Genomic DNA, 21,312 nt, shown 5'->3' on the forward strand with positions numbered 1-21,312 from the left:
CCAGGCCTGCCAGCGAATTGCCGCAAGCCTGATAAAGGTGAAGTGAAATAAAGACTGGAGCAAATCTGTTTCTATCATACAGGTTTGCTCTTGTTTTGTATAGGTACTCACTATCTACCGTTTACGTTAGAAAGGCAAGGTATAAGATTATGCATGACAGAGGTTTTTATAGTTATAAAGACAAAAACAAGGATATTAAAACGCATTACTATATTGAGTACACCAGAGATCAAAAAGTATTGGATATAATGGATACCTGCGAATTTGATTTTAGCATGTTGGACAGACGGGATTTTGATTATTTAGAGGATGCAGTTTCATTATGGAACAAACTTTATTATGATGAATCAATCCTGCATGTGATGTTGTTTGAAGAAATTATTCTTGATGGAGAAACTATTCTTGAGCAATACAAAGATATGGTTGTACCTTCTGTACTGGACAAAATATCACAATCAAGAGTAGAACAAGCGGAAAAGGCAATGGAAGAGTATAAAAAAGAGAATAATTTATTTAGAAAATTCCTTGCAAAATATCATATTGACATGGAAAAAGTTACTAAGGAAACGGAGGAAAACAAGTATGATGATAATATATAGCAGCGGATCAGAAGCCATTGAGGCGGTTTATACATATGGAGAGTGGTTCAAAGAGTATAACCGCCGAGAAACAAGGCGGAGAATCAGGCAGAGGACAGAGCATTTATATTACATGAAACAACGTTTATCAGGTGCAATAATGATAGCTATCGGAATTACCACACCATTTCTATTTGAGAAAGATGTAACAGTATCATTGTTTGCGTTGCCTTTAGGAATATTTTTGTTACTGACAAAAGAAAAAGTTATAATATTTTAGGAAGGGAGATTTTGAACTATGACTAAATTAGAATATGGTAAATGTGTAAAACTCATGGAAGAAGCAATCAGAAATGCAAAACAATCTAGCGAGGAATACAAAGCATATAATCAGCTTTTAAATGTGGACACAATTAAGGCAGAGACGGAACAAAGAAAAGCAGATCAGCATTATGGATATGCAGAAGGAATAAATCAGGTGCTTGCTACACTGGGCTTTAAACATGACAGAATGAAAGAATTATCAGAGTTGCTATAAATCGTGTATTTTATTGTGAAGGGAGAAACTTTTGATGAAAAAGTGGAACGATATTTTTGATACAAAAACAAATGTGAATGGAAAATTAATCACAGTTGTGCAACAGGATTTTAGCGACAGTACTATTTTAATAAAAGAAGATGGAAACATTATTTCCTGTCCTATGGGTATGAATGAACAAGGAGATATTTATTTTATATACGATAATGAAGAAGTATATTTAAAATGGATATAAGTCAATGAAACTACTCTTTAAAAAGGTGAATTCATGGAGAATAAAAAATGATTAGAGATTTAATTATAATGATTATAGATGATAAAATTGATGAAATATCTAGTGAATGTCATAGAATAGAGGGAATAACAAGTGGAGACGTTGCTCCAGATGAAGCATTTCGACTGGATATTTTAAAAGAAGAAATGACGGATTTAATATATGATATTTTGGAGCGTCAAAAAAATGATAGTAATGATAGCAATGAATTAAATCATGATGATTTTGTTTAAATTTTTAAATTAGCACATATACAAATAGGATAGAGTATGTGCGTTGTACTAAGTCATTAAATGAAGGTGAACAAACGGTATAAAAATAGAAATAATAAGCAAGTGACAAACTGGAAATGTTACTTGTTTTTATTATTGGAAAAAATGGAGGCTTGTATAATGAGAATTGGAGAAATGGCTTTTGCCGCAATGGAATCAGTGCGGAAGAAATGTATTGCTTTTGCAAAAGATGGGAACACAGTTGTAAAACCATATAAAACACTTTACAGTCTGGAAAACATTACACATAATGAAGAACATAAAAATCTTTATATTGAATTGGTAAAAAGAGAATACGGGGATCCGGTTTATCAGTTATGGGAAGATTTAGGTGTTATTTGCATTAGTCAAGGCTGGATTCAAGGATATTGGAGCATAGAAGAAGTTTCTGCTAAAATAGCAAAATTTCCATATTTAAATGTTAATGGATTTTATAAGCGTTTAGAAGAATCAGAGAGCAAAAGATATTATATTAACAAGGTAGACATTGAAGTATGTGCTTTACTTGGAAATATTGATCTTGCAAAACACTTTGCAGAATATAGAGAAAAACAGATCGCAGACAAGGAGGCAAAAAGACAAGCAGAAAAGGAAGAACGTCAGAAAAAGGAAAGAGAAGAAGAGGAGCAACGAATTACAGAAATAGAAAAAGCGATTCAGGATGCAGAATATAAAATTTTTCATCAAGAAGATTTTGAAAATACAGAGGTTGACAGAAAATCTATTATTAATAGATTAATGGAGAAATATGGAATCAACATACCATTGAGGACAAAAGGTTGGATTAATTCTAAACTTGCTATGATAGTTTTTAATGGTGGAGAAATCTCATATAGATTTTATGGGAAAACACAGAGGGACAACAGTACAGTCTTTCGTGATTATTTAGTAAGGCTGGAAACTGCTATAAATGAAGAATTGGCTTTACCTTTTAACTAAGATATTGGGTGGACAACATGAGTACAAACGAATATATCAGACAGGCAGCACAAAAATACAATTGGCATAAATATTATTCTGCTATGCGTCCTGTGAGCATCGGAACACACCCTAAAAATGGTATGATGGATTTTATCAACTATGATATCAGAACGGAAGTTAATAGGCGTATGGTGTGGGCTGAGGTGTATTATAACAGGGAATTAACACAGAAGGAAATGGAAGATTTTGAAATGGTGAGAGGATAGGGAAAGATAACATGATCAAATACAAAGAACTTTATGATGCTATTACAGATTTTCGTATAAAATATGGTAGGCGGAAATTTAATGATGATGAAAATATGACTGCATATAGAAACCTTGTTGATATGTCTATAAAATGTGGTCTTATTCCAGAATGTAACAGAAATGAATTTTCTACACATGCGGAATTAACTGCCGCTATTGCGTATGAAAGTAATAGAATTGCATTTTGTCAATAAAAGAATCGTTTTGTGGCATTATAAAATTTGAATTGACATATACACGGAAAACAGGTATAATAAAACTATGATAAAGACATTTACAGATAGAGAAACGGAAAAAATATACAATCAAAGGTTTTCAAAAAAGCTACCTCAATCGATACAAAGGATAGCGTTGCGAAAGTTGATTATGATTGATAATGCACAAAGGTTAGAGGACTTGAGAGTACCACCAGCAAATCACCTTGAAAAATTAGATGGTGATCGGGAAGGGCAATATAGTATTAGAATCAATGATCAATACAGAATATGCTTTAAATACGATGGAAACAATTATTATGATGTAGAAATAGTGGATTATCATTAGAGAGGAGGTAGCTATGAAAAATTATATTGAAACTCCTAAAATGAGTGAGATATTGTCTGAAGAATTTATGATACCGTTTGGATTGTCGGCGTATAAATTAGCACAGGAAATTCATGTTCCAGTATCAAGGATTCAGGATATTTTACATGATAGACGGAAAATAACAGCAGATACATCAATAAGACTTGGAAAATTTTTCGGTGTATCGGATAGATATTTTCTTGATATGCAAGATGATATTGATATAAGAAATACTAAAATGCAGATTATGGAAGATATTAATACTATATCTACATTGAATTATGCTCACATGGGATAAATAATTTTAATAATTGAATAAGATTTATAACCAGTTAGAAGGCATTAGCGGAAAATATTCGTTAGTGCCTTTTATAGTGGCTATAAACGCTGAATAAATGGAGAAATAGAAAGTAGAAAGGATGGTATAAATTATGGAAGAGATTAGAAATGAGGAATTGGAGCAGTTATTAGAAAATGCAGAAGGGTTAGATTGGAGTTACACGATATATCAGGAACCGGAAGGAACATATAATGGATGGTATTGCAACAAAAGAAATTATGTTGAGTTGGAGAAGTATTCACCAGCAGGTGAAGATTTTAGTATAATTATTGATTTTGATATGGACGATCCTGTAGGTTCTTTTTTGGATAATTTAAAAGAATATTCAGATGATTTTGATGTTGACGAACATGTTGAGAGGTGGATGCCAGAAAGAGGGAAAGATGGTTGTCCAAGCAGCATAAAAGACTTGGTAGAAGATGCAGAGGATATTAAAAATATGATAATTGAGTTATATCAATATCTGTGAATCTATGGAAACGAAATAATGATTTTAAGTGGAGAAATGGAGGGAAAACATATGCAACAGGTAAAATGTCTTAATGAAAGAAAAGCAATTTCACGACAAAATCAGATAGAGGTTGGAAAATATTATTATTTAGATTTATCAACTGTAATTGGAGATTATGAAGGTGACTGGTATGGAAGTATATATGCTGATGATAAGAAAGAAGCATATATTGGACATTTGAAATTGAGTCATTTACGATCAGTTGAATAAATGATATCAATGAAAACACAATTTGAGGAGGGAAAGCATGTCGTTGAGAAAATATTTAGCAGATAATAAAATTGATCAGATAGAAGATGACCAAGTGTTTATGGAATCAGAATATAATGCAGTCCAGACATATTGTGGAATCATCGGCTATTTAATCACAAGTGACGATCTGGAAATAATTAAATCCAGAGGATTAGAAGACAGCTTTATAAATTGGAAGATAATATATGTAAAAGATTTATGGGAAAATTTTGGAGAAGTTGCAATGAATCCAGAGACAGAAGAAATTGAGGAACCTTGGAAACATTTTCTTCCAGGGACGCATAGAGAGGATATTTGGCACTGGTTTGAAGAACAGTTTGATATTAGTGTAGCTGAATTGATGGGACACTAAGCAAACATATAATTGAAACTAAAACTATTAGAAAATTTGATGACTTAGGAAGATGTTATTTCCAGATCGGTAAGAAAAGAAGTATTTAGCTCGACTAATAATGAGAGCCAATAAAAATTTTTTATGAGAAATACGGAACAATTATATTAAACCCCATTAAAAAAGAATAAGAAATATAAGGACTGAAAGTCGGAATTTCAAGAGGAAAATGGAGGATAGTAACATGAAGATAAAAAGATTAACGGAGATTGCTAAAAAAGTTTATTTTTCAGGATCAGAACATACAGACTGGAATGAAGTTGAAGCAGAATATGGATTATCAAAAATAGAACTTAATCATGTAATAAGTATAATCAGAAGTTGGAACAGAAGATAGCGGTTGAAACTCGTATTTTGTGGCGGAATTGGAGGAAATTATGGACTTAGAATTTATTACTATTGATGGATTTTTACCTGAAGATGTTGTTAAAAATTCTGGAATTGCTGTACAGTTAATTGGAAAATTATCAGGTGAACCGAATGAAATAGTAGTAATAACACAATTAGGTAGATCCGTTGGAACTGCTTATGTTTGTCATTTATCCAATGGATACGATAAAAGAAATATTGGTAATCCATGCAAATGTATTTTAGATGTGCCTGGATTTCCTAAAATTAAGATTACGCAAGATTTTCTTATTAAAGAAAGGAACGGTGTTAAATATACAATGGCTTGTATGGCAGAAAAAGACTTTGATTCTTCCAGAGCTAATTGGTTGTATTAAAATAGCCGAGGAGAAAAATACGATGCCAAAATTTAGAGTAGAAATCGTAGAAACATACAGAAGATATGTAGAGGTAGAAGCACAGAATGAAGAAGCAGCTTATAAGGAAATTGATGATAAAATTGCAGAAGGCGAAATTAATCTACCTTGTGATGGAGAAGATTGTAAGTATGACAGAGAATTATTTGTGTCGGAAGTTAAAGAGAATGAGTGATTGGAGGTAAATGTGATGAAAATCTTTGGATATAGGGATAATTGCGGAAATGGTACAGATTACGGTATTACATGTGGCATCATTATTGCTGATTCAGAAGAAGAGGCTAAAAAGATAATGGATTTTTCTGCAGACGATACAGAAGAAATTTTTGAGATTCCGTTTGAAAAAGGTTATAAATTCATTGGTTCATATTCTGAATAATGGCAATTAAATTTGCATTTTAAGAGAAACAGAATAGGAGGTGCATATTTTTGTTGACAAACGGATATACTTTGCATATACTAGCATTAAAGGTATATCCATCGGATATACTTCGGAGGTCGAGAAAATGGAATTAAAAAATTTGCGGGAAGATAATGTGTATACAATACAAACTAATATAAGGAGGTGGGGAAACAGTCAGGGGATTAGATTAACAAAAGAAATATTAGCACAAATGAATTTACAAGAGAATGATACTGTAGGAATAAATATTTGCGATGGAAAAATGACTGTTGAGAAAGTCAACAAGCCTAAATACCTTAATTTGGCAGAAAGGCTGAAGGCATTCTACAAGAGACCGATTGATGAGATTTATGTCGAAAGTACGCAAGAGGTTGATGTAGGTGATTCAGTAGGGAATGAGATTTGGTAACTTATAAACAAGGTGATATAATCGTTATGGATTTTAACCCTCAAAAGGGTCATGAACAGAGTGGTAGAAGACCAGCACTTATTCTGAGTAATGATATTTTGAATCATCATAGCTCATTGGCATTTGTTTGTCCGATAACGAACACTAACAAAAAGCATCCGTTTCATATTGAATTAGATGAACGGACGCAAACAACAGGCGTTATATTATGCGATCAAGTAAAAATGTTAGATGTTGGTGCTAGGAATGCTCAGTTTAAAGAAGAATGTCCAAAGGATTTGTGGAATGATGCAAAGGAACTGATAATTAGTTTCATGTAAAAAGCAGAAAACAGTGATTTATTTAAAAGCATTTGGAGAATAAGTATCCAGATGCTTTTAATATTTATCAATAAATGTACCTTTTCAGTCCTTTTAATCGGACATAAAAAGTAGAATAATGGAACCATAAACAAAGTATATCAAAGTCCTGCATAGTAGACAGAAAGGAAAATATATGGAAACATTAATTGGATTGATTATTTTTGGATTGATTTTTGGCATACCGGCGTTTATGAGGAATTACACATTTGACCATCGATTACCTCCTGATGGGTATAAAGTGGATCACGGCGCAATGTCACATGATTTGGCCATGGGTAAGTCAAAAAATGAAGTAATGGACAAATGTAACCGAGGCGGTTATGATGTTAAAAAGTAAATATAGAAACGGATAGAAGCCACTGGAAAATATTCTGGTGGCTTTTATAGTAAAGAAATGATATAATATAGAGGACATAAGTATGAGTGACGAATTTAAAGTGATTAAAGAGTTTGAATGTCATGGAAAACAGATGGTGACAGTTAGAATCGGAAATGCTGCACATGTAATGACACTAGAAGAGTGGCATAAAATTTATGACAGGAATCATCAGGAGAAATGGAAAGCCAAGGTTGATTAAAGCATTATAAAGAGAAAGATGTATCTTAAAATGGGAGGTATTTTATGCTTACAAGGCAGCAAAATATTTTTTTGGCGAAAAAAACATTTACAGAACTTGTATTTAATACCGCATATATAGAAGGTTGCAATGTAACTTTTCCACAAACACAGACTATTATTGATGGGGCTGTGGTAAGTGGTATTTCTGTGGATGATATACAAACAGTTCTAAATCTTAGAGATGGATGGAAATTTATTATAAGTTCAGTTGACGAACCCCTAACATTAGAGTACATTTGCAAGGTAAATGAATATGTATCAAGGAATGAAAGTCTTGAATGGGGAGTATTAAGAAAAGGAACCGTTGGAGTCGGAGAATTTATACCAACTATTCCAGTGAAAGAAGATGTTTTGAAAGAAATTGATCGTATAAATGGAATAAATCAATCTGTTGATAGAGCGTTGGAATATTTTGCATATGCCTGTAAGCAACAGTTATTTTGGGATGGAAACAAGAGAACTTCTACAATGGTAGCCAGTAAAATATTGATAGAAAATGGAGAGGGGATATTGACTATTGGGAAGGACAATGCAGAAGAATTTAATGTAACTCTAAATAATTGGTATTTAAAAAATGAATTACAGCCATTAAAAGACTGTTTAAGAAAATGTATTAGAACATTAGAGATATAATTAAAAGGATTATTTCCTTGTGATATTTTTATAGATTTCTTATAATTAAATGGAGAAGTAGTAATTGTAACCAATTATTTATTTGAAGGGAGCGATTACTATTGAATAAAAGATTAGGGGAGATCAATAAAAATAAGTTTGGAACAAAAATGAAAATAGTTGCTTATAGAAATCAAATGATATTGATATTCAATTTTTAGATGAACATAAGTATGTGTTTAAACACCAAACATATTCAAATTTCAAATCTGGATGTATTAAAAATCCGTATGATAAAAATATTTGTTGTGTTGGATATATGGGAGTTGGTACATTTCATTGTAAACACTCAAATGGTGTTCATACAATGGAATATCAAAACTGGATAGCAATGATAAGAAGATGTTATGACGAAAGAAGGAAAAATACATATTCTTCTTATTATGAAATTTGTGAAGTTTGTTCTGAATGGCACAATTTTCAGGTGTTTGGACAATGGTATGAACAAAATTTTTATCAAGTTGGTATTGAGCGTATGCACATTGATAAGGATATTCTTTATCCTGGGAACAAAATATATTGTCCAGATACGTGTTTATTGGTTCCCCAAAGGATAAATATGTTGTTTCTTAATAAGCCAAATAAAAGAGGTTTGCCTAATGGAATAAGAAAAGCGTATGGAAAATATTTGGCAAAATATAATAATGAAGAGCTTGGATCATATAAAGCACTTGAGGCAGCATACAATATGTATGCAACTAAAAAGGAAGAAAATATAAAACAAATTGCAGACGAATATAAAGAATTAATACCTGAAAAATTATATTTTGCGTTGTACAACTATAAAGTAAAGATTGAAAATGATAAAAATTATGTTGCATAAATAGGTCTTGAAATGATTGTTCTATTATGAGAGGATTTTATGAAAAAAACAAAGAAGCAGAATGATAAAATATATAAAAGATATATTGAGCAGGGAGCATATGTGTACGAATTGAAAAAGGGGTTATGTTATAAAGAACAAGGAAAACATTTTATTAGATGTAATTATGATGAAGATATAACTAAATACATCGATCTTTTAAAAGCTTGTTCATGTAAAGACTGTTTAAATAGTACTCGTCTTGAAGATGTAAACGAAAATAATATATTATTGCCTCAAGAGGACGATATTATAGAGAATTATAAAAATTCAAGAAAATTATCAGAAGAAATTCTTGATAGTTGGTGGAAAAATTTAAAATACGATTTGTATGACAATAGGAAGGTAATTAGGATTGTTTATCTTTCCAATAATAAGGCTTGCTATTCTGAAAAGGACTATCCTAATTTAAGAGGTAAAGGATATTATATGTGTTATGATACATTATTTATAGTCGAGAATGTAATTGAAAATAAATACAAATCAAGAAAATCAGATTGTTCGTTTCCAGAACACAGATGGCAGATTCTAAATATTAATATGAAAATGGATGTATATAAAACTATAATGAATGCTAAAATCAATTTGGAAAATTATAATATAGAAGTAAAATGTGCATGAAATAATAGTTTTATGGAAAGAGAGGACGATAATATGATGTATCCATATGCAACACTAAATGACGATACAGAAATTACTCATTCGGAAATGCTGCCAGACGGTCGAGTGAAGGTATATATAGAAACTCCTGATTTAAAAGATGGGTTTCATAATGCAACATGTTATTTGCCAGAACATTCTTGGGAAGATGTGAATGGATATTCTGATGCCGAAATGGACTATTTTAAAGAATTTGTCCGCAATAATGCTCATTTGATGATTGAGTTTTCTAAAGAAGGGGGTATCTTAAATGCCTCAAATTTTTAGAATTGGTTCATATATAATCTACTTTTGGTCAAATGAAAATGATCCGCTTGAGCCAGTGCATGTACACATTGCAGAAGGAAGAGCAACAGCGAATGCAACAAAAATTTGGATAACAAGTTCAGGGAAAGCTTTACTGTGCAATAATAATTCTTGTATCCCACAGAAAACATTAAATAATATGATAAGATATATTGAAGCAAATAGTACTTTTATTGTAAATAAGTGGTATGCACAATTTAGAGAGATAACGTATTATTGCTGATGGAATTGAATTCTAAGTTTTAAATGGAGGATACAATGATGAATGTGGGTGATTATATTACTGAAAGAACCGATGGAGATTTAGTTATGCTATGCAATCAAATTTATGATTGGCATGAAACAGGTATATTAGATCAAGCTTCTTTATTGTCTAAAATTTTAGGAGAATCAAATGAAAGACCAGAAGATATTGAGGACATAATATTGAATATATCGACTGAACGTTTGGAAAAAGTTGTATTATTGCTTTTTGGGAAAAGACCATATAAGTTTTTAAATAAAATTTCTGATAAATAGAAAGTCGATGAAATTAGATTTTCAATTAAGTGGAAGTGATTGTAATTCCTATAAATATTGCTTATAATAGAATAAAGAATGGGAGGCGAAACAATGGATGCATTGAGAAAAGAAGATGTATATACGATAGATGACATATATGCATTGACAGACGGAGAGAGAGCGGAATTGATTGATGGAAAAATATATTATATGGCACCGCCAAGCAGGACACATCAAAGGATCAGCGGTAAGATTTATCAGATAATAGCGAATTATATTGATAGTAAGGGCGGGAAATGTGAGATATATGCTGCTCCATTTGCCATATTCTTGAACGATGATGATATAAATTATTTAGAACCAGACATTTCAGTTATTTGTGATCAATCAAAGTTAGACGATAAAGGATGTCATGGTGCGCCAGATTGGGTGATTGAAATTGTTTCTCCAAGTAGCAAGTCAAGAGATTATATGACAAAGCTGTTCAAATATCGCACAGCAGGAGTTAGAGAATATTGGATTGTTGACACTGATAAGCAGATGACAATGGTTTATGGGTTTGAAAAAGATACAGTAGAGCAGTATAATTTTGGTGATGATGTACCAGTCGGAATATATGTTGGTTTTTCAATATGTATTCAGTAATTTTGATGCGGATAAGGTGAGGGCTATGAAACGTCAAAAAAGAGAATTTGTATCTGGGGATATTAAAAATTTGCCAGGATTCTTAAGGATAGAAGTTATTGATGGTGAAATATATACCGATGCGTGGACTGTATTAGAAATTGATGAGGATGTCTTTAAGATACCAGCAACAGAAAATAGACATATCAAATATAAATTGTCTATAGTAGAAATTGAAGAGTAGATAAGTGAATCGTTAGTTGATATGAAAAGCATTTGGAAACAAAAATCCAGATGCTTTTTATTATACAAAAAATTACATATTCAAGGAGGTTTCAGAATGAGTGCAGTAGTAGCAATGAATGAGGAAACAAGAAGGGTGGAACAATTTAATGACATAGTGGCAAACATCAAACCACTAATGACTATAGGCAAAGGAAGAAATCAGAGAGTGATTACAGGTAGTGCTGTGGTTCCCTTGTCTCTTTGCTTTGTGGATTCCAGATATCAGGGGATGAGAACACACAAACATTTGAACAGGTTGAGAAATAAGTGGGATGAGAGGAAGTTGACACCGATTATTCTTGTCTGGCATCCGGAAGAACATAGATTTGCAATTGTAGATGGACAGGGAAGATTTATTGTTGCAGGCGAAAAAGGAATTGATAGGTTAAATGCAATTATTCTTATGGATGCACCTGAAGATGTAGATGAGAGATTAAAATTTGAAGCTGAATATTTTATAGGTCAGGATTCAGAAGTGGAAAATGTCAAACCACTTGAAAAGCATCTTTCAAGAGTGATTATCGGAGACGGTGCTGCCGTTTCTCTGGATAAACTTTTGAATAAATATGGAATTAAGTTTGTGGACACAAAGGGAAACAGAGAAGAATCTGTGCTTGGAAGTTATACAGATACATATTCAATCGTAAAAGTTCATGGAGAAAAGTGTCTGGACTTTATTTTTTCTATTATTGATAATGCTGGGTGGAACAAAGAAACAAACGGATATGCAACTTTTGTTATGAGAGCATTGAGGGAAGTATGGATTGCACATCCGAATGAGAGGAAGGAAATACATAGATTTTTATCAAAGGAATTAAGACAGATTGATCCAGCATTATTCAGTGCTGATGCGAAATCAAAATATCCCAAACGTGATCACAGAGCATCATGTGTTCTTTATGTGGAAGATTTGGTATGTAATGGTCTTGGAATAGAGAAGAAGATATATGTAGAGAACGGAAAGAAAGTAAAAATTTCTAAGTAATTTATCAGATGGAGGAAAATGTCATGAAGATTATTAAAGGTGTGGATCGTGGAAGAACAGAGTGGACAGCACGGAAACTTGTTGAATTTGTGGAAGATGGAACAGTAAATTTTAACATTGATATTCAAAGAGGTTATGTGTGGAAAGATAATGATAAGAAATCCGCTTTGATTCGCTCTTTGATATTGGATAGGCATGTTCCTCCTCTGTATTTCAATAAAGTTGAAGAGATCTATGAGGGAGAGGATGGAAAACAGCGGACATTAACTATCATCAAATTCTTGAAAGATGAGTTTGAATTAAGTGGACTGGATGAATTTACAGTTATAAACGATGATGAAGAAACAGAAGAAATTGACATCAATGGATATAAGTTCAGTGATCTTCCAGAATGCTTTCAAAATGCCATTAAGGAATATTCATTTACGATTTGCTATACAGACAATGCGGATCAAGAAGAACAGGCGGATACATTCTATAATCTGAACAACGGACAGGCGTTAAATGCAGCTACAATGAATCGTGTAAAGGCGAAATCAAAGGAGCGGATCATCAGTCTTGGAAAACATAAATTGTTTGCAGATGCTTTGAGCCAAACTGCGTTAGATGGGCATGTGAACGAGGATATGGTAGCAAAAGCCCATGCTATTCTGAATGATGAAGAAGTTTCCACAGATGCAAAATGGATTCGACCATATATGAGAAGAGCAGATATTACAAGTGATGATGAATTTCTGTTAAATGAGGTGTTTGACCGTATTTATAACATCCATTCTATGATTGAGGATAAGAAAATTGCAAAGAGGATTTATGCCAGGACACATATGATTAGTAGCGTTCCGATTGTTGCGGAATCTCTTAATGATGGATATTCGGACAAACAGATGATGGAATGGTTTGTAAATTTCTTTTGTGGGAAGAAGTCTCCAACAACATCTAAGGTTTATAATGATGCTGCCGGACGGGGTACTGGGAAAAATTCGGCTGTGAGGAAAAGAGTGGAGGAAATTAAAAAGGATTATGACAAATATTTTGGCAGTGTGAAGGCTTTAGCAAGTTGATTGGCATATTCCACGCCGTAGGGTGCTGGAAATGAGTTTATGCTTTCTCATAATTAAAAAAGCAGTTTATATAGAATGATTGGAGGATGGTATGAAGGATAGATTTAAGTTATGTTTTGTAGGAACAATATTATCAATATTATATCTCTCAATATTTTTGTTTTACCTAATAAAGGAACCGTATATAATATTTGAGATCGCAACAACTATTTTATGTTGTTTTGGTATGCATTTTGTTTGGAAATTAGCATATTGGCTGGTAAAAGGACAATAGAATCATCGTTTTGTGGAGGTGCAAGTATGGAGGAAAAATATATAGAAGAGTTATATAGACTGTTAGAAAAAGTAGAAAAAGAAAAGGATTCTGAAGCAATGGCAGCATTAAGATGGGTGATTTTTAACTTGGAAAATAGATAAGGAGAGTATGAGTTATGAGAAATAAAACGAAACAGACAGGGAAAACAGAAGTATATCCGTTCTGGTATATGGAAGATATTAAGAACATGATGGACTATTTTAAGATGAAAGAGATGTGGCATTGGTATTTAGTATTTAACTTTGGATTGCTTCTTGGGAGACGCATAAGTGATACGCTTTCGCTAAAATGGTCTGATTTTTTCTATGAAAATGGAAGATTGAAGGATGAGACAGATATAGTGGAATGGAAAACAGGGAAGACTGTCAGACTATATATTTGTCCAGCTTGTCAAGAAGCATTGAAATTATATATTGATAAAACTGGCACAGACCCGATGGATAATTATAACGATTTTGTCTATGGAACTGCTCAAATGTCACAGTTGTTAGAAAATGAAGAAGAGTATCCTGAAGAAGAGTGGAAGGAACTAATGATGAAAGCAATACAAAGTCATGCTGCAGCATTTAGAAAACAGTTTAAGTTAGCGGCAGATGCCTGTAATATACAATATGCGACTTCGACTCATAGTCTTAGGAAAAATTTTGGATACTGGTCAGTTAAACTTCATCCATATGATGTGACAACTGTAGACAAATTGCAAGGGATATTTTCACATTCTGATCGTAATATAACTCTTCACTATATCGGAATTTCAAGAGAAGATGAAAAGAAATTATATTGTGATATGGGAGATTTTATCACTGATGTTTCTAATGGGAAGAAACCAGTAATAAAGAATAGTCCTGTGATCCCTTTGAAAGCAGAAGATTTCAGAGAAATCCTTAGCAAGTGTTGGGATATGGCGCAGAGTGGAGAGGATAAGTTTAATGGAATCAATAATTTGATTGGTATGGCAGAAAAATGTATGGTATAATGTGGGAGGATGAGTTGATATGTTGTCAATGGAACAGTATAAAATTATAGATGAGCAATTAGCGAAAGAAAACGCATCAGAATTCGTAAAAATATTACTTGTTAAATATGGAAGTACAGTAGAAACAATCGGTGAGTTATTAGATTATATTCCAAAACTTGCTCAAAAACAGTTGGAAATGAAGCAGAAAAGAATTAATCAGTATTCATGGGGAATGGATCTGATGATTGGTGATAGATATACTCATCCTAGAAAATATAAGAAAAGTGACAGTCATAATAGATTTGTGATGCTGTTATATACTTGCAAGGCTCATTTTGTAAGCGGAAATACAGAGCATAGTAGTGTATCCGGAAAAGCATTTTTAGATGAATTTGTAGAAATGCTGAAAGAAAAGAAAGAATTTGATTATACCAACGAAAAAGATTGGGGATGGATTTATACAACTGCTGGTGGAGCAGATTGGCTGGAAAGTGTGATTAAGCAGAATATTGATAGTGAGTTTGTTAAACCAAAGAACACAAAAGTAACTTGTAGATCATTTAAGGATATTTGGTAAGAGGCAATAAGATGACCAATTTAAAAAAGTTACAAACTGGAACAGAAGACGAAATAAAGAAATTATGCATCTCTCTTGCGTATAGAAGTGGGAATTATACTTATCAAGAACGTCAAGTAGAAGAGTGGTTAAATGAAGAAGTAAAAACTAATTGTTATGGAAGAGTAATTATTGGATGAATGATTGATTTTATTGGGATGGAGAATATATAAATGGCAAAGAAAAAAGTAGAAAAGGAATTAAGCGTAGAAGAAAAATTACAACAGGAAAAGGAAAGAGGATTATATCAAATACAGAGAGAACTTCCGTTTATAAATACACCATCATATTTCTTCAATGTGGGTGATAAGGTAAGTTATGGTGCAATTAAAGAAAGTGTTGTTGAAGATATTTTATATGATGGGAAAGTATATGTGTTAAGGTGTATTGCGACTAATAATAATTATGGGCATCCTTATGATTATGAGACATATCGTGTCGCATCATGGGTTAATGTAAGACCTATTTGCCATAATAACAACACAAATTTTTCTGAAAATCAGGATGTTAGATTGGATTATTATAATTCAACTGTAGAAAGTCTATTGAGAAAGAATTTTGCTTTTGGAATAGATTTTGATCCAGATTATCAGAGAGGATATGTTTGGGAACAAAATGATAAAGAACTTTTGTTAGATAGTATTTTTAAGAATATTGATATTGGTAAATTTGTATTGATTCATATATCAGACAAAGAATGGCATGAAAGAGGATTAAGTTATGAAATACTTGATGGGAAGCAGCGTTTAAGTACACTGATTGAGTTCTATGAAAATAAATTGTCCTATAAAGGAAAGTATTATAATGATTTGAGTGGAATGGATAAGAGAGTATTTACAGAACATCAAATAGCTGTTGCAGAGGTAAGAGAAACGGACAAAAAGACAGTTTTAAAGTATTTCCTTATGCTTAACAGAACCGGAAAGTCTATGGATGAATCACATTTGGTAGAAGTAGAAAAGATGTTGGATAGTATGGAATAGGCAATTAAAAACTTGATTTTATTGAAATGAGGTAGAATATATGGAAAATATAATTGATATGTTTGGAATACCAATCTTAGAGCATGATGGATTTGAAGATCCGTTTGATGACGGAACTCAATATAGGGTTAAAAGATGGTTTCTTAATGATCTGAATAAATATACTGATAAATGGGTTGTAATAGGCTTTGATGGAACACTAAAAATATTTGAAGAAAACGGAGATGAGTTATTTAATGGTTCACTATTAGATTCGTCAGACTTTGTTAAAAAATTGAAAGGAAAGATTGGATGAGTTGTCTAATTCTAAGAAAGAAATTCAATAGAGGTGCAGATAGATAATGCTTGTGGATATGATGCTGGTATGTATTTTATGAGACAGTTTACGGGTTTTGTAAGAAAATTTGTGTATATTCCGTTGTTAAGGCAATAGATTGGATAGGTGATACTTTGGGAAAAGTTTTAGAACAATGTTGTGATGACGCATGGGACGTTATTCGAGGAAGAAAGAAAATTGTTGGGAATAGAATTATAGATATTGAAGATGTAGAAGAAGCTGTGAATAAAAGAGAAGAATATGGTTGGTTGGCTCCAGATGGAACATTTTATCCTGTAGAGTTTGGAAATCATCAGGCATGGGCTTCCGAATATCTTTTGAGATTGTATCATGAAGGGAAAATATCTTGTGAACAAGCCAGACGTGAAGATAATGGTGATGTCGGTGATTTACTAACTGATATGGGTTGGATTTTGATTCACAATCCTCACGGATATGATTTTAAGATCACACGGAACCTTTCAAAAAGAGTTACAAATAAACAAAAGGATTATTTACGCAGCATTGGGAAGATTGATTTATTAGAAAAGGAATTTGTATAATAGGCAATAAATGTCTGATTTCGTGGAGGAAGTTTCAATGAAATGGGAAACGTTTGTAGAGTCAATAGAAGATGCATTGGATAAAGAATGTTTTTTACCTGCATTAGCATTAACTTTAGTCTTACCAGATATTTGTAGTGAATATGAATATTCGACTATTTATAAAAAGAAAGAGGAGTATAATGGGCATAAGGGACAAGGTGCTGCATATGCAAAATGGTATGATGAATACATTTACAAATATGAACTGTGTGATTTCTCAAAGAGTAATTTGGATGAGCAGCAGCTAAAATGTGCTAAAGAATTTCAAAAAATGACTACTCTTACTGGAGAATATTGTTGGAAATTACGTTGTGGTCTATTGCATAATGGAACATTGGACATTGATGATATTTGGAGTGATAAAAATAATCAAGAATTTGTAGATTTTAAGTTCACAGTTTCCAAAGGTACTCAATATGGACATGGTGGGAGTGCATCAATATCTACTTATTCCTACAATACAAAGAATGAAGTAGAAATTGAATTAGATTTAGTAACTTTTTGTAAAAAGATTTTGGCTATTTTCAAGAACGTATATTTGACAAATGATAATTTCATCAAAAAAACCGAAGATAAATCTTTGAAGTTTTTTGATTTGAGAATTGAATAGTTTTAGATTTGAGTTATAAAATTTGATTTTCATTGAGAGGTAATATTATGAGGTTAATTGATGCAGATGGTATTAAATATACGGAACAAATTAATGGTGAGATTACAGTAAGCAAAGAAGAAATACAGAAAATGCCTACTATTTTGGATTATCAAAATATGATTCAAGATATTAAAGAAAGATTACAAGAGCGGACGGAGTACTATGGCGATGATGAAAATTTGGATTCAAAAATATATAAAGAAATTTTGGGAATTATAGGAGATAGAATTGTAGAGAACTAAGAGTATATGGCATAACACAAGAAAATCCGGTTTTTATTAGATTTAGATACAAAAAACAGGGTAGCTTTTGACACTACCTATTTTTATAGGAGCGTAAATGATATGAAAGAACAGGGAAAATGGATTCCAAGAGAGGGATATTCATTAACATTAGAAGAAATACATTTTTTGTTTGATGATTATCTTAACAATTATAATGGGGATGATCAGTTACAAACTAGAAGAACTGTAAAAGATATTGAAGAATTGAGAAGTTGGATTACTAATGCGGCTATTAGAGGGAAAAGATTATAATTTTAACTTTGAAATGCTGTTTTCAAAATGAATGAGAGGTTAAGCATGACGAATAAGAATGCATTAGAAGCAGGTGATATAATAAGGTTTCATGACTGGGGAGTTGGTGGGTTCTTGTTTGGAGTAATAATAGAACATGAAGATGAATTATATCATAGTAAATTAAACATTTGGCGACCAAAAGATATATATTTTCTTCAGGCATATGGAATAGATAGTATAGAGATTATATATTCTTTGGAAGGACTTAGTGAATATAAATTGTGTGATTTACAAGATATTATTATAAAGGCTCGAGAAAAAAATATAGCTGTAAATTTACCGTTTTATAAATGTTTAAGGAGAGAGGTATATGGTAGGAGATTCCCAGGATATTCATTGTAATAAATGTGGTAAGTATTTATTTACAGAAAAAGATACGGTGAGCGGGTGTCAAAGAGAAAACGATAATAAAGATTATTCTTATGATGTGGAAAGTGATACGTTTATTTGTGACAAATGTAAATGAACATTTAGTTTTATTGTTACTGCTATAAGAGATTTGAGGAAGATAAAATGGAATATGTTGACTTGAAAAATGAAATATTGGAATTAATAGAACGTCGTGCAGAAGGGAAGTATTGGGATTTTAAACAACAATGGCATTCAAACAATGCGGATCTTCTCCACGATATTATCTGTATGGCAAATAGTCCTGCTAATAGGGACTGCTATATTATAATTGGTGTTGAAGATAAAACTTATAATATTTTGGGCGTAAATGATGAGAATCGGAAGAACCAACAGAAAATAATTGATCTGCTCCGGCAAAAGCCTTCATGGGCTGGTGGATATGTACCAGAGGTATATGTCAAAACTATTACCATAGAGGGTAAGGAGATAGATGTAGTGATTGTTAAGCAGAGTGATAACACTCCGTTTTATTTGTTAGAGGATTATGAAAAAGACAAAAAGAAAATTTCAAAAGGTGTAATTTACACCAGAAAAGGGGACACGAACACTCCAAAGACACAAACTGCTGATCTGTATGATACAGAACTTTTGTGGAAACGGAGATTTGGGTTATTGTATAATCCATCCCAACGTGCAAAATTTTATCTGAAAGATTTGGATAATTGGGAATCGGTTGAAGGAGAAACAGATAAATCTGGCAGAAAAGACAGTTTCGTTTTTTATAGACCAGATCCTGATTACACAGTTTATTTTGTTTACGAAGATGAGACTGATGAGGGTTTGCCTTATGCGAAGGATGTCAATGATAGTGCGGTTGGCACACAGTCCTATTATTTATTTGCATTCTGTAATGTGAGTTATCATACAGGGTATTCCAGCAGGAGAAAAGTTGTTTTATATTACAAGGAGGTTCCGTTGTTTTCCAGCGTTATAGAAAGCATAGACGATGGAAGAATCAGGGTGGTACCGCCAGAACTGAGTGTGATAGATCCGCATTATATTGAGGACAGCTTTCAGTATCTGATGTTTGAATTTGTATTTAGGCATTGGTGTTTTAACTATTCGACAGAGGCAAAGGAAATGTTCCTGCGAGTGATACCAGTATATAAGAATGATGAAGAACATGAGGAATTCAGAGAATATACCAAAAACAATGGGATGCCTCCTTACTTTCCAGGCAGGAAAGGTAAAGTGATGCAGGGCAAAGCATTGGAACGTATTCATAACACAAAGATTTACATTTATGAGGGGTATGACGATCCATCAACAAGAGAGCCTATTGCACAATCGGTGAAAAATACTCCAGAATTGGTAATTAACTTCGCAAACCCAGAAAATAAATATTTCCAACTAATAACGGAAGAGCTCCGAAAAGGGAAAATGCTGGTTGACTGGCTGGAAGATTGGCGCAACAATAAAAAATAATTTTAAATGAAAGTGAAATTTTAAAGGAGGCATCAGGTGGAAAGATTAAAAGATAGATTGATTACAGCGATAATAGATTATGGGAATAGTGATGCTGCTGGTGATTTTGATGCTGAAGATATGGCGAAATATCTTATTGACGAGATATTAGAATTGCATCTGTCAGAAAAATATAAAGAAGAAATATTTAAGGAAATAGATGGTGTTATTGTTAAAGATACATATAGCAAGGGTAAAAATGCAGGTTTAAGAAAAGCATGGAAGATATATGAAGATGTATTAAGCGAGTAAATCAATAAAATAACTATTTCAGGAGGAATGAGTGTGCCTAAGGAAATCCAAATGTTTGGATTTTTTTCGTTATCCAAACTTAAATAAAATCCAAACCTTTCAGAAAAAAGACGTAAACCGCAACAAATACCGTCTGAAAAAGTTTGGATATTATTTTTATCTTTTTCTCTTGATACCGCAAAAATCCACAAGAGAGCCATCAGGATTTTTCCACTTTGCAGATACCTTTCTGTCGTTTTCATCCTCCAGAGTGGCCAGTGCCTTTGCTTTCTCTTCCACAGTGATATCAAGGTAAACCATCGTGGTCTGGAGCTGTTCGTGGCCGAGTAAAAATGAAATCTGTATGATGTTCATCCCATCCTCCAGCCAGTGTGAAGCCTTCGAATGGCGAAGCTGGTGTGCATGGAGCCCTGGCGGCACATCACTGCAGACCTCATGCGCCATCTTGGCATATTTCCTCAACATCTTGCTGATGGCAGGCTGGGTCAGCTTCCCATGGCATCCAGTATTACGGGAATAAAAGACATAAGCTTCCGGATCCGGTGTTTCCCCATGGAACTCTGCCAGGTAATGCTTTAAATGCGCGACGGTCTTGGGCAGCAGGTAAAGGGTGCGGATCTTATTTCCTTTCCCGATAATAACCGCATATGGTTTTTCGTCCGACAGGTGGAGCTGGCTGTTCTTCATCGACAGGAGCTC

Annotated in this window: 44 protein-coding genes; 43 read left to right on the forward strand and 1 reads right to left on the reverse strand. The window is 32.9% G+C overall.

Annotated elements, in window-relative coordinates:
- Positions 1 to 149 precede the first annotated feature (149 nt).
- The 43 genes from NSB25_RS27205 (at position 150) to NSB25_RS27415 (ending at position 20,613) form a co-directional block, all read left to right on the forward strand.
- The gene (locus NSB25_RS27205; RefSeq protein WP_103242444.1) at positions 150 to 599 is read left to right on the forward strand and encodes a hypothetical protein; all 450 of its coding nucleotides are present in this window, start codon (positions 150 to 152) and stop codon (positions 597 to 599) included.
- The gene (locus tag NSB25_RS27210) at positions 583 to 858 is read left to right on the forward strand and encodes a hypothetical protein (protein ID WP_103242443.1); all 276 of its coding nucleotides are present in this window, start codon (positions 583 to 585) and stop codon (positions 856 to 858) included. Before NSB25_RS27205 ends, NSB25_RS27210 begins: the two co-directional genes overlap by 17 nt.
- 18 nt (positions 859 to 876) lie before the next feature.
- The gene (locus NSB25_RS27215) at positions 877 to 1,116 is read left to right on the forward strand and encodes a hypothetical protein (RefSeq protein ID WP_103242442.1); all 240 of its coding nucleotides are present in this window, start codon (positions 877 to 879) and stop codon (positions 1,114 to 1,116) included.
- Positions 1,117 to 1,150: 34 nt separating this feature from the next.
- The gene (locus tag NSB25_RS27220) at positions 1,151 to 1,351 is read left to right on the forward strand and encodes a hypothetical protein (RefSeq protein WP_103242441.1); all 201 of its coding nucleotides are present in this window, start codon (positions 1,151 to 1,153) and stop codon (positions 1,349 to 1,351) included.
- A 47-nt stretch (positions 1,352 to 1,398) separates the two neighbouring features.
- Complete coding sequence (locus NSB25_RS27225; RefSeq protein ID WP_103242440.1) at positions 1,399 to 1,623, forward strand: hypothetical protein; 225 nt, start codon at positions 1,399 to 1,401, stop codon at positions 1,621 to 1,623.
- Positions 1,624 to 1,782: 159 nt separating this feature from the next.
- Positions 1,783 to 2,601 (forward strand): hypothetical protein, encoded by an 819-nt coding sequence (locus NSB25_RS27230; protein WP_103242439.1) that lies wholly within the window; start codon positions 1,783 to 1,785, stop codon positions 2,599 to 2,601.
- A 17-nt stretch (positions 2,602 to 2,618) separates the two neighbouring features.
- The gene (locus NSB25_RS27235) at positions 2,619 to 2,849 is read left to right on the forward strand and encodes a defense against restriction DarA-related protein (RefSeq protein ID WP_103242438.1); all 231 of its coding nucleotides are present in this window, start codon (positions 2,619 to 2,621) and stop codon (positions 2,847 to 2,849) included.
- Positions 2,850 to 2,860: 11 nt separating this feature from the next.
- Positions 2,861 to 3,085, forward strand: a complete 225-nt coding sequence (locus NSB25_RS27240; RefSeq protein WP_103242437.1) for a hypothetical protein — start codon at positions 2,861 to 2,863, stop codon at positions 3,083 to 3,085.
- Between the two features lie 67 nt (positions 3,086 to 3,152).
- Positions 3,153 to 3,434, forward strand: a complete 282-nt coding sequence (locus NSB25_RS29825; RefSeq protein WP_103242436.1) for a type II toxin-antitoxin system RelE/ParE family toxin — start codon at positions 3,153 to 3,155, stop codon at positions 3,432 to 3,434.
- Positions 3,435 to 3,447: 13 nt separating this feature from the next.
- Positions 3,448 to 3,753, forward strand: coding sequence for a HigA family addiction module antitoxin (locus NSB25_RS27250; RefSeq protein WP_103242435.1), 306 nt, complete (start codon positions 3,448 to 3,450; stop codon positions 3,751 to 3,753).
- Positions 3,754 to 3,886: 133 nt separating this feature from the next.
- Positions 3,887 to 4,264, forward strand: coding sequence for a hypothetical protein (locus tag NSB25_RS27255; protein ID WP_103242434.1), 378 nt, complete (start codon positions 3,887 to 3,889; stop codon positions 4,262 to 4,264).
- Positions 4,265 to 4,315: 51 nt separating this feature from the next.
- The gene (locus tag NSB25_RS27260; RefSeq protein WP_103242433.1) at positions 4,316 to 4,516 is read left to right on the forward strand and encodes a hypothetical protein; all 201 of its coding nucleotides are present in this window, start codon (positions 4,316 to 4,318) and stop codon (positions 4,514 to 4,516) included.
- A 37-nt stretch (positions 4,517 to 4,553) separates the two neighbouring features.
- Entirely contained in the window at positions 4,554 to 4,910 is a 357-nt protein-coding gene (locus NSB25_RS27265) for a hypothetical protein (protein ID WP_103242432.1), read from the forward strand.
- Between the two features lie 223 nt (positions 4,911 to 5,133).
- Positions 5,134 to 5,286 (forward strand): hypothetical protein, encoded by a 153-nt coding sequence (locus NSB25_RS27270; RefSeq protein ID WP_172455306.1) that lies wholly within the window; start codon positions 5,134 to 5,136, stop codon positions 5,284 to 5,286.
- 40 nt (positions 5,287 to 5,326) lie between these two features.
- Positions 5,327 to 5,674, forward strand: coding sequence for a hypothetical protein (locus tag NSB25_RS27275; protein WP_172455305.1), 348 nt, complete (start codon positions 5,327 to 5,329; stop codon positions 5,672 to 5,674).
- 22 nt (positions 5,675 to 5,696) lie between these two features.
- Positions 5,697 to 5,888: a DpnD/PcfM family protein gene (locus NSB25_RS27280; protein WP_172455304.1), complete on the forward strand. Its 192-nt coding sequence runs from the start codon at positions 5,697 to 5,699 to the stop codon at positions 5,886 to 5,888.
- A 15-nt stretch (positions 5,889 to 5,903) separates the two neighbouring features.
- On the forward strand, positions 5,904 to 6,092 hold the full coding sequence (locus NSB25_RS27285; protein WP_146040203.1) for a hypothetical protein: 189 nt from the start codon (positions 5,904 to 5,906) through the stop codon (positions 6,090 to 6,092).
- 127 nt (positions 6,093 to 6,219) lie between these two features.
- Entirely contained in the window at positions 6,220 to 6,525 is a 306-nt protein-coding gene (locus NSB25_RS27290; RefSeq protein WP_103242445.1) for an AbrB/MazE/SpoVT family DNA-binding domain-containing protein, read from the forward strand.
- On the forward strand, positions 6,519 to 6,845 hold the full coding sequence (locus NSB25_RS27295; RefSeq protein WP_103242429.1) for a type II toxin-antitoxin system PemK/MazF family toxin: 327 nt from the start codon (positions 6,519 to 6,521) through the stop codon (positions 6,843 to 6,845). The genes NSB25_RS27290 and NSB25_RS27295 overlap by 7 nt, the downstream gene beginning before the upstream one ends.
- Positions 6,846 to 7,020: 175 nt before the next feature.
- Positions 7,021 to 7,224 carry a hypothetical protein gene (locus NSB25_RS27300; RefSeq protein ID WP_103242428.1) on the forward strand — a complete coding sequence of 68 codons (204 nt, stop codon included), beginning with the start codon at positions 7,021 to 7,023 and terminating at the stop codon, positions 7,222 to 7,224.
- Positions 7,225 to 7,306: 82 nt separating this feature from the next.
- A complete protein-coding gene (locus NSB25_RS27305) occupies positions 7,307 to 7,465 on the forward strand; it encodes a hypothetical protein (protein ID WP_172455303.1) in 159 nt (52 codons plus the stop codon).
- Positions 7,466 to 7,509: 44 nt separating this feature from the next.
- Complete coding sequence (locus NSB25_RS27310) at positions 7,510 to 8,139, forward strand: Fic family protein (RefSeq protein ID WP_103242427.1); 630 nt, start codon at positions 7,510 to 7,512, stop codon at positions 8,137 to 8,139.
- A 346-nt stretch (positions 8,140 to 8,485) separates the two neighbouring features.
- Positions 8,486 to 9,001, forward strand: coding sequence for a hypothetical protein (locus NSB25_RS27315; RefSeq protein ID WP_146040202.1), 516 nt, complete (start codon positions 8,486 to 8,488; stop codon positions 8,999 to 9,001).
- Between the two features lie 39 nt (positions 9,002 to 9,040).
- Positions 9,041 to 9,661 carry a hypothetical protein gene (locus tag NSB25_RS27320; RefSeq protein WP_103242424.1) on the forward strand — a complete coding sequence of 207 codons (621 nt, stop codon included), beginning with the start codon at positions 9,041 to 9,043 and terminating at the stop codon, positions 9,659 to 9,661.
- 33 nt (positions 9,662 to 9,694) lie between these two features.
- A complete protein-coding gene (locus NSB25_RS27325; RefSeq protein ID WP_103242423.1) occupies positions 9,695 to 9,967 on the forward strand; it encodes a hypothetical protein in 273 nt (90 codons plus the stop codon).
- Positions 9,951 to 10,229, forward strand: a complete 279-nt coding sequence (locus NSB25_RS27330) for a DUF4160 domain-containing protein (protein WP_103242422.1) — start codon at positions 9,951 to 9,953, stop codon at positions 10,227 to 10,229. Before NSB25_RS27325 ends, NSB25_RS27330 begins: the two co-directional genes overlap by 17 nt.
- Before the next feature lie 35 nt (positions 10,230 to 10,264).
- Positions 10,265 to 10,525, forward strand: a complete 261-nt coding sequence (locus NSB25_RS27335; RefSeq protein ID WP_146040201.1) for a hypothetical protein — start codon at positions 10,265 to 10,267, stop codon at positions 10,523 to 10,525.
- 93 nt (positions 10,526 to 10,618) lie between these two features.
- Positions 10,619 to 11,152, forward strand: coding sequence for a Uma2 family endonuclease (locus tag NSB25_RS27340; protein WP_103242420.1), 534 nt, complete (start codon positions 10,619 to 10,621; stop codon positions 11,150 to 11,152).
- Positions 11,153 to 11,177: 25 nt separating this feature from the next.
- Complete coding sequence (locus NSB25_RS27345; protein WP_103242419.1) at positions 11,178 to 11,375, forward strand: hypothetical protein; 198 nt, start codon at positions 11,178 to 11,180, stop codon at positions 11,373 to 11,375.
- Positions 11,376 to 11,471: 96 nt separating this feature from the next.
- Positions 11,472 to 12,401, forward strand: a complete 930-nt coding sequence (locus tag NSB25_RS27350) for a hypothetical protein (protein WP_103242418.1) — start codon at positions 11,472 to 11,474, stop codon at positions 12,399 to 12,401.
- Positions 12,402 to 12,424: 23 nt separating this feature from the next.
- Positions 12,425 to 13,462 (forward strand): DUF262 domain-containing protein, encoded by a 1,038-nt coding sequence (locus NSB25_RS27355; RefSeq protein WP_103242417.1) that lies wholly within the window; start codon positions 12,425 to 12,427, stop codon positions 13,460 to 13,462.
- 431 nt (positions 13,463 to 13,893) lie between these two features.
- Positions 13,894 to 14,754, forward strand: a complete 861-nt coding sequence (locus tag NSB25_RS27360) for a tyrosine-type recombinase/integrase (protein ID WP_103242416.1) — start codon at positions 13,894 to 13,896, stop codon at positions 14,752 to 14,754.
- Between the two features lie 19 nt (positions 14,755 to 14,773).
- Positions 14,774 to 15,313, forward strand: coding sequence for a hypothetical protein (locus NSB25_RS27365; protein WP_103242415.1), 540 nt, complete (start codon positions 14,774 to 14,776; stop codon positions 15,311 to 15,313).
- Between the two features lie 11 nt (positions 15,314 to 15,324).
- Positions 15,325 to 15,492, forward strand: coding sequence for a hypothetical protein (locus tag NSB25_RS27370; RefSeq protein ID WP_172455302.1), 168 nt, complete (start codon positions 15,325 to 15,327; stop codon positions 15,490 to 15,492).
- Between the two features lie 33 nt (positions 15,493 to 15,525).
- Complete coding sequence (locus tag NSB25_RS27375) at positions 15,526 to 16,335, forward strand: DUF262 domain-containing protein (RefSeq protein ID WP_103242414.1); 810 nt, start codon at positions 15,526 to 15,528, stop codon at positions 16,333 to 16,335.
- 40 nt (positions 16,336 to 16,375) lie between these two features.
- The gene (locus NSB25_RS27380) at positions 16,376 to 16,630 is read left to right on the forward strand and encodes a hypothetical protein (RefSeq protein ID WP_103242413.1); all 255 of its coding nucleotides are present in this window, start codon (positions 16,376 to 16,378) and stop codon (positions 16,628 to 16,630) included.
- Positions 16,631 to 16,785: 155 nt separating this feature from the next.
- Complete coding sequence (locus NSB25_RS27385) at positions 16,786 to 17,214, forward strand: hypothetical protein (protein WP_103242412.1); 429 nt, start codon at positions 16,786 to 16,788, stop codon at positions 17,212 to 17,214.
- 37 nt (positions 17,215 to 17,251) lie between these two features.
- Complete coding sequence (locus NSB25_RS27390; protein WP_103242411.1) at positions 17,252 to 17,866, forward strand: hypothetical protein; 615 nt, start codon at positions 17,252 to 17,254, stop codon at positions 17,864 to 17,866.
- A 47-nt stretch (positions 17,867 to 17,913) separates the two neighbouring features.
- Complete coding sequence (locus tag NSB25_RS27395) at positions 17,914 to 18,150, forward strand: hypothetical protein (protein ID WP_103242410.1); 237 nt, start codon at positions 17,914 to 17,916, stop codon at positions 18,148 to 18,150.
- A gap of 102 nt (positions 18,151 to 18,252) precedes the next feature.
- On the forward strand, positions 18,253 to 18,444 hold the full coding sequence (locus NSB25_RS27400; protein WP_146040200.1) for a hypothetical protein: 192 nt from the start codon (positions 18,253 to 18,255) through the stop codon (positions 18,442 to 18,444).
- 45 nt (positions 18,445 to 18,489) lie between these two features.
- Complete coding sequence (locus NSB25_RS27405) at positions 18,490 to 18,828, forward strand: hypothetical protein (protein WP_103242409.1); 339 nt, start codon at positions 18,490 to 18,492, stop codon at positions 18,826 to 18,828.
- A 171-nt stretch (positions 18,829 to 18,999) separates the two neighbouring features.
- Complete coding sequence (locus tag NSB25_RS27410) at positions 19,000 to 20,322, forward strand: ATP-binding protein (RefSeq protein WP_103242408.1); 1,323 nt, start codon at positions 19,000 to 19,002, stop codon at positions 20,320 to 20,322.
- Between the two features lie 36 nt (positions 20,323 to 20,358).
- Positions 20,359 to 20,613 carry a hypothetical protein gene (locus NSB25_RS27415; protein ID WP_103242407.1) on the forward strand — a complete coding sequence of 85 codons (255 nt, stop codon included), beginning with the start codon at positions 20,359 to 20,361 and terminating at the stop codon, positions 20,611 to 20,613.
- Positions 20,614 to 20,769: 156 nt separating this feature from the next.
- On the opposite strand, the gene NSB25_RS27420 is transcribed toward NSB25_RS27415, so the two are convergent.
- The coding region (locus tag NSB25_RS27420) for a tyrosine-type recombinase/integrase (RefSeq protein WP_257479344.1) at positions 20,770 to 21,312 on the reverse strand (543 nt) is incomplete at its 5' end.

This window comes from Acetatifactor muris, from assembly GCF_024623325.1.
Classification (GTDB): domain Bacteria; phylum Bacillota; class Clostridia; order Lachnospirales; family Lachnospiraceae; genus Acetatifactor; species Acetatifactor muris.